Source organism: Psychrobacter sp. ENNN9_III (assembly GCF_001462175.1).
Lineage (GTDB): Bacteria > Pseudomonadota > Gammaproteobacteria > Pseudomonadales > Moraxellaceae > Psychrobacter.
In genome coordinates this window covers 1-7,091 of sequence record NZ_LNUO01000049.1, presented here as the reverse complement: position 1 = coordinate 7,091, position 7,091 = coordinate 1, and the positions used below count along the sequence as shown (strand labels likewise).

Here is a 7,091-nt window from a genome sequence, read left to right as displayed (position 1 = left end):
CGCGCTAAATTTTCCCCTTGCTCATTAGGATTGACCTTAAGTATTTTGCCAAAATCCAACCCTAAATACAGCACGATATCTGCAAAGCTCAGTTGCTCGCCAACTAGGTACTCATGACCAACTAAAGCGTTTTCAAAATAAGATAATGCTTTGACAGCACGAGCGATAGACGGCGCAACGAACTCTGGTACTTGCTCAACGCGCTGCGCTTTAGATGGATGGCTGTGCTGAAATGCCAGCATAAGGTTATATAGAACTTCAAACTCAGCAATACGGCGCATAGAGCAGACTTGTGCACGTTGTACCACATCATTGCCCATCACCGAACGCTCACCATAGACGCGATCAAGGTATTCGCAGACTGCCTGAGAGTCGTTAAGTACGGTACCATCATCTAAGGTTAATACTGGTACGGTTTGCATAGGATTCATCTGAGTAAAATCATCTGACATTTGCTCATTGGCAGCAAAGTCGATATCTACGACATTTATGTCATCCATATCATCAACGTCGATACCTTTTGACGCTAATAGAATAAGTGCTTTACGTGGATTAGGGGCAGTACGAGTTACATACAATGTCTTCATGGCAAACTCCGTGGAAGGGTGATCAATAATAGTTATAGCCTACTATAGTTATCATAGCAAAGCCTTATTAATACTTGTCAGAATATTAGTAAAAAACCCCATAACTTTGCGTTATGAGGTTTTTTGGCTTTCATCAGTAGTTTTACCAGGTTACAGCACTTAGCTTATTTATTTGGTGCAGGCGTTGTACGTAGATATGGCTTAACTTCTGTATGTCCTTTAGGATAGTTGGCAGCGATATCTTCGTTTTTGACACTTGGCGGAATAATAACGTCGTCACCATCTTGCCAATCTACAGGCGTCGCGACATTGTATTCATCAGATAATTGTAGCGCATCGATGACCCGAACGATTTCATCAAAGTTACGACCACAGCTGGCAGGATAAGTTAGCGTTAAACGTACTTTTTTGTTTGGATCAATAATAAAGACGCTTCTGACTGTGGCAGTATTATCAGCGTTTGGATGAATCATGTCATAAAGATCGGCGACCGTGCGATCTGAGTCAGCAATGATAGGGAAGTTGACAGCAGTACCCTGAGTCTCCTCGATGTCACCTACCCAGCCTTTATGATCTTCTAAATCATCAACTGACAGCGCAATGGGTTTGACATTGCGTTTTTGGAACTCACCACCTAATGCTGCGGTACGTCCAAGCTCAGTCGTACATACTGGCGTATAGTCGGCAGGATGCGAGAACAACACAACCCAGCTATCCCCTGCCCAATCATAAAAATTGATATCACCATCTGTTGTTGTAGCGTCAAAGTTTGGTGCGGTATCACCTAGACGTAAATGTGCCATACTTAATTCCTTGTATTAGTAATGAGCGATAAAGTTTCTCAAGGCGCTCTGTTATTATCGTTGACGTGCCGAGCTATGAAACAGTAACTCGGCTAACGTCAGTAAGAATTCTATTTTATATTAACAAACTGGTTATGAATGTCTTGTGACGGATTGTAATGCGGTTATTCCATTTATCCCTAAGCGAATCAATATAGATTAAATTATTATTTACACAAAAAAGCTCATGTCTAGCGTACTAGAAATAGGCACAATTGCAAACTACTATTGTCAAGTTTAATCTATAGCGTCAATACTTTAGCTTATATATGACTCACTTATAAAAACTCACTTCGTAAATCTAGAGTAGACTGTTGGCCTAAACCATCGTAGTGTTGATCAAGAAAGGCTTTTGCAGACTCACGACCGATATCGCGTAGGTGCGTTAAAAATGCCCATTCAGAATTTATTTTACTAGACGCTGACAGTGGATTGATTTGTTCAGTGGCTTCAATACGGTGCAAGAAGACCTCAGAATAACGCTCTCTATCCAGATTGTTTTTCTGTAGTTGACGGGTCACAAAGTCAATCGCTCGTAACTCTCTTAACAAAGATGAATTGAACGAAATCTCATTAATACGGTTCTGTATTTCTATGGCACTTGTCGGGGTTTCGTTGCGCTCAATCGGATTAATTTGAACAATCACAATATCTTGGGACTTAGTGGTGCGAAACAAAGGATACAAAGGAGGATTGCCAACATAACCACCGTCCCAATACGGTATGCCATCGATTTCAACCGCTTGAAAATAAGAAGGCAGACATGCCGAAGCTAAAATCATGTCTGCGGTCAACTCTTCACGGTTGAATACTTTTATTTTGCCCGTATGCACGTTGGTTGCCGCTACAAACAGCTTGAGCTGACTGCAAGCTCTGACCTTTTCAAAGTCAATGGTAGACTCAACCAGATCATGTAGCGGGTTGATATTCAAAGGGTTGGTGTCGTAAGGTGACGCTACCCGGCTAAACAGATCAAGCATTAGGTACGCTGGTGAGTCGTCCACATCCCATTTGCCAGTCAAAATACTCAAAGGGCTACGTTTAACAGGGTTCATCATGCCCATGTAGGCCACTTGCCGCCAAAATTGCTCAAGCGCTTCACGCGCGCCATCTGCACCACCATTCATATAGCCTTGTGCCAATACCGTTGCATTCATGGCACCAGCACTCGTCCCAGTGATACCTTCTACACTGACGCGGCCATCTTCCATGAAATAGTCCAGTACGCCCCAAGTAAAGGCGCCGTGAGAACCGCCGCCTTGTAATGCTAGATTGATTGACTTTTTAATCATAATCCCTTTACTCTCCCTTAGATGTATCGTCGAGCATGCCTATTGGGTCAAACAATCAACACATCTACTATTGGCTTGTATCCCTAATCCAAACATCGCACTTTCAAGAGTTTGATAGACGATAATTAAGCCGGCTTATAACTGTCGCGTAAGCTCACGATTTGGTTAAACACTGGCTTGTCGCTGGTGTGCTCTTCACTATCGGCGATGAAGTAGCCTTCACGCTCAAACTGAAAGCGCGTGCCAGCATCTGCGTTGGCAAGTGACGGCTCAACCACTGCTGCAAGCTCAGTCAATGAATTGGGATTGAGCACTTGATGCACATCACTGGCGCTACCTGGGTCCTCGACACTAAATAACTGCTCATACATACGCACGGTCGCAGGCACGCCAAGGCTTGCTGACACCCAATGAATCACGCCTTTGACTTTGCGGCCTTCAGGGTTGTTGCCCAATGTCGCAGGATCAATCGTCGCTTTTAGCTCGGTCACATTGCCAGCATCATCAGTGATATGCTCAGTCACGGCCAGCACATAAGTGTTACGCAGGCGGATTTCTGGCTTTTCTGGTGACAGGCGCTTATAGCCGGCTGGCGGTTCAATTTCATAGTCGCCTTGGTCGATATAAAGGGTTTCGGTAAACGGAATCTCACGCTCACCCATATCGACGTTAGGATGTTTTGGCTGCTTGAGCCATAGAGTCTGAGCATCTTCATCCCAGCGCGCATTGACGCTATCGGCCTTTTGTGCCTCCCAGCTGCTGACCGCTTCCGCAAAGTTGGTAATCGTCACTTTTAAGGGCTTGAGCACCGCCATGCCGCGCGCGGTCGTCGTCTCAAGTGATTGACGGATACTAAATTCTAATAAACGAAAATCAACAACGCTATCGACTTTGGTCACGCCAACGCGCTCACAAAAATCGCGCAGACCCTCTGGCGTATAACCACGGCGGCGCATGCCCGCGATGGTCGGCATGCGCGGATCATCCCAGCCACTCACCACCCCTTCATCGACCAACTGTTTGAGCTTACGCTTACTGGTCATGGTGTGGTCGACATTTAAGCGGCTAAACTCATACTGATGCGGCGGCACCTCAAAGCCGATTTTTTCTACCGCCCAATCATAAAACGGACGATGGTCTTCAAACTCCAGTGTACACAATGAATGGGTGATATCTTCAAGCGCATCAGAGAGCGGATGGGCAAAATCATACATCGGATAGATGCACCATTTATCGCCGGTTTGATGATGCGCTTGGTGCATGACGCGATAGATGACAGGGTCGCGCATGTTCATATTGGGGCTGGCCATGTCGATTTTGGCACGTAGCACCGCTTCGCCTTCGGCAAACTTGCCATCTTTCATCTCATTAAAGCGCGCCAAGTTTTCTGCGACACTGGCATCACGCTGCGGTGATGGCGTACCTGCCTCATTAAATGAGCCGCGGTTGTCGCGGATTTGTTCAGGCGACTGCAAATCCACATAGGCGTCGCCCTGCTCGATAAGCTGCACTGCCCACGCATAAAGCTGATCAAAATAACCTGAGGCGTGATGCGCCTCGCCTGCCCACTCAAACCCTAACCATTTGACATCGTTTTCTATATTGTCGATGAAGTCTTGTTTTTCTGCCGTTGGGTTGGTGTCATCAAAACGCAAGTTGCAAACACCGCCAAACTCCTCAGCGATACCAAAGTTTAGACAGATTGATTTGACATGACCTAAGTGCAAATAGCCGTTTGGCTCAGGGGGGAATCTCGTTACGATTTGGGGGTATTTCTGCGCATTGACATCATCACGAATGATATTACGAATAAAGTCGTTTTTTTGTGCATTATTGCTTGAGTGCTCACTCATTACTCATTGCTCCTAGCGCAAGTGTTCAGCGCGTGTTACCACGCTCAAAAATGATAAATTAAAAAAGACTGATAAAAGATAACGTTGCGTTATTCTATCAGGTTTCGCAAAGGCATTAACAGCCTGATACATGACAGACGACAAAAAAGCCGTTAGACTAGCCATAACTTTTCAACCACCACTTGACAGCGTCATTTAAGGCGCTGCAACTAAAAAAGGAATATCACATGGTAGACATGCCACCAGTAGTAGAACTAGACACCAATATGGGTGCGATCGTCATCGAACTCAACGAAGAAAAAGCGCCAAAAACCGTGGAAAACTTCTTAAATTACGTAAAATCTGGCCATTATGACGGTACGATTTTTCATCGCATCATCGATGGCTTTATGATTCAAGGCGGCGGCATGGACGCTGAGATGAATGAAAAAGCAAGCAACCAACGCTCCCATCGAAAACGAAGCGGACAATGGCCTAAAGAACGACAAGGGCACTATCGCCATGGCGCGTACGCAAGATCCACATTCAGCGACCAGCCAGTTCTTTATCAACGTCAAAGACAATGACTTCCTAAACCACTCTGGCAAAAACATGCAAGGCTGGGGCTACACGGTATTTGGTAAAGTCACCAGCGGTATGGACGTCATCGACAAAATGCGCGGCGTACCAACCGGTCGCTTCGGCATGCATGCTGATGTGCCAAAAGAGCCTGTCGTTATCAACTCTGCGACCATCGTTTCTCAGTAAGTCATATAAGTAAGTGTTACTGATAGTCTGATAATAGATGACAAGGATTATGATAAATGCAAACGTTTAATCATCTGATAACGACCCGCCCACATGAGGTGCGGCAAGTATTCATCAGCGATTTGCATTTATCGCCAGAGGAGCCTGCCTTAGTGCAGGCTTTTTTGGCACTGCTCGATGACTGTCTGGCCCTGCCCGTCCTCAAACGTTTATTTATCTTAGGCGATTGGTTTGAGGTCTGGATCGGTGATGACGCTTATTTGACGCTGTCAGATGACGCGCGCCAAACCCACTGGCTCACCCCGCTTATCGCTAAATTAAAACAACTGCGTATCAAGGGCTGTGAGATATTGGTGATGCATGGTAATCGTGATTTTCTACTGGGTCAGCCGTTTTGCAACCTGTTTGGCGGGGAGCTGATTAATGAGCCGTATATGTTAACCATCGGGCAGCAACACTACCGTCTCGAGCATGGCGACGCGCTTTGTATTGATGATAAAAAATATCAGTTTTTTCGTAAAATCATGCGCAACCGTCTAACCCAGTGGTATCTGCTGAATAAATCCTTAGAAAAACGCTTGACCATCGCGGAAAAAATGCGCCAAAAAAGCCAACAAAACAATGCTAATAAAGCCGCTCACATTATGGATGTCAACGATGAGGCGGTAATACAAGCCGTGGCTAATAGCGATGCGCTGCTACATGGCCATACCCATCGTCCAGATATCCATCAAGCGACGACAGATAAAAAACGCTACGTGCTGGGTGATTGGCGGCGGCTGAACGAAGACACCCGTAAACCAATGGTCAGCGCAGTGATCGGTGTAGTGTTCGCTAATGAACACTCAGATAGCAATAAAGCTAAATTTGAATTGGTTGAATTTAAATTACAGGTCTAGCTTCTTTTTTATAAACTAAATGATGTCATAAAATAAGGGTCTGCTAACTATTTAGCAGACCCTTCGTAGTTGGTTGTTCACTTATCAAGTGCAGGCTCATTACTTATCGAGCTTAACTTATCAATCTTATTAAGGCATGAGTTTAAAAAAGTGCTGACGATAATGCTTAAGCTCACGAATAGAGTCACGGATATCATCTAACGCGAGATGACTGCCGCCTTTTTCAAAGTTTTTTAAGATATCGGGACGCCAGCGAAAGCACAGCTCTTTAATCGATGACACGTCAAGGTTGCGGTAATGAAAGAACCGCTCCAGCTCTGGCATTTGCCGCGCCAAAAATCGACGATCTTGACAGATTGAGTTACCGCACATCGGCGACTTACCGCTATCGACCCATTTATTCAAAAACTTAATGGTTTCAGCTTCAGCCTCTGCCAGCGTCACGCTGCTACGACGTACACGATCAACCAAGCCTGATTGTCCATGTTGTTTGGTATTCCACTCATCCATACTATTTAATACCCGATCAGATACCTTAATCGCAAACACTGGCCCTTCTGCAAGGACGTTTAAATCTTCGTCAGTGACGACAGTGGCAATCTCGATAATCTCATCAGTTAAGGTGTTGAGCCCAGTCATTTCTAAATCAATCCATACCAACCCTTTTTTACCTTGGTTTTTAATTTTGATTTTATTGGGATGGTCATCGGTACTCATATTCTGTCCTATGGTCAATAAAGTTTGAAACAATATTCAAGTAAGTTTCGTTGTATAAATTACATAACGATAATGATGTTTGTTTAGCATCACTGCACGTCTGCTGGTGTAAAAAAACTAAAAAGTTCAAATATTACAAAAACCCTATCTGCTA

6 protein-coding genes and 1 pseudogene are annotated in these 7,091 nt (G+C 44.9%); 2 read left to right on the top strand and 5 right to left on the bottom strand.

Annotated elements, in window-relative coordinates; translation table 11 throughout:
- From PENNN9_RS03750 to PENNN9_RS03735, 4 genes are all read right to left on the bottom strand, one after another.
- Positions 1-587 (bottom strand): glutathione S-transferase family protein (locus PENNN9_RS03750; protein WP_058368402.1); only part of this gene is annotated, 587 nt, incomplete at its 3' end.
- Between the two features lie 164 nt (positions 588-751).
- Positions 752-1,390: a peroxiredoxin gene (locus tag PENNN9_RS03745; RefSeq protein WP_058368401.1), complete on the bottom strand. Its 639-nt coding sequence runs from the start codon at positions 1,388-1,390 to the stop codon at positions 752-754.
- 317 nt (positions 1,391-1,707) lie between these two features.
- On the bottom strand, positions 1,708-2,721 hold the full coding sequence (locus PENNN9_RS03740; protein ID WP_058368400.1) for a patatin-like phospholipase family protein: 1,014 nt from the start codon (positions 2,719-2,721) through the stop codon (positions 1,708-1,710).
- Positions 2,722-2,846: 125 nt separating this feature from the next.
- Positions 2,847-4,574, bottom strand: a complete 1,728-nt coding sequence (locus PENNN9_RS03735) for a glutamine--tRNA ligase/YqeY domain fusion protein (RefSeq protein ID WP_058368399.1) — start codon at positions 4,572-4,574, stop codon at positions 2,847-2,849.
- 227 nt (positions 4,575-4,801) lie between these two features.
- On the opposite strand from PENNN9_RS03735, the pseudogene PENNN9_RS03730 reads away from it, so the two are divergent.
- Both PENNN9_RS03730 and PENNN9_RS03725 read left to right on the top strand, forming a co-directional pair.
- Positions 4,802-5,321, top strand: a pseudogene (locus PENNN9_RS03730) (peptidylprolyl isomerase).
- A 56-nt stretch (positions 5,322-5,377) separates the two neighbouring features.
- Positions 5,378-6,220: a UDP-2,3-diacylglucosamine diphosphatase gene (locus PENNN9_RS03725; protein ID WP_058368398.1), complete on the top strand. Its 843-nt coding sequence runs from the start codon at positions 5,378-5,380 to the stop codon at positions 6,218-6,220.
- A 129-nt stretch (positions 6,221-6,349) separates the two neighbouring features.
- On the opposite strand, the gene orn is transcribed toward PENNN9_RS03725, so the two are convergent.
- On the bottom strand, positions 6,350-6,937 hold the full coding sequence (gene orn / locus PENNN9_RS03720; RefSeq protein WP_058368397.1) for an oligoribonuclease: 588 nt from the start codon (positions 6,935-6,937) through the stop codon (positions 6,350-6,352).
- Positions 6,938-7,091: the final 154 nt, after the last annotated feature.

What these genes read in the sequence shown, in the direction of transcription:
- PENNN9_RS03745 (WP_058368401.1), bottom strand. Translation starts at nt 1,390, where the DNA reads ATGGCACATTTACGTCTAGGTGATACCGCACCAAACTTTGACGCTACA.
- PENNN9_RS03740 (WP_058368400.1), bottom strand. Translation starts at nt 2,721, where the DNA reads ATGATTAAAAAGTCAATCAATCTAGCATTACAAGGCGGCGGTTCTCAC.
- PENNN9_RS03735 (WP_058368399.1), bottom strand. Translation starts at nt 4,574, where the DNA reads ATGAGTGAGCACTCAAGCAATAATGCACAAAAAAACGACTTTATTCGT.
- PENNN9_RS03725 (WP_058368398.1), top strand. Translation starts at nt 5,378, where the DNA reads ATGCAAACGTTTAATCATCTGATAACGACCCGCCCACATGAGGTGCGG.
- orn (WP_058368397.1), bottom strand. Translation starts at nt 6,937, where the DNA reads ATGAGTACCGATGACCATCCCAATAAAATCAAAATTAAAAACCAAGGT.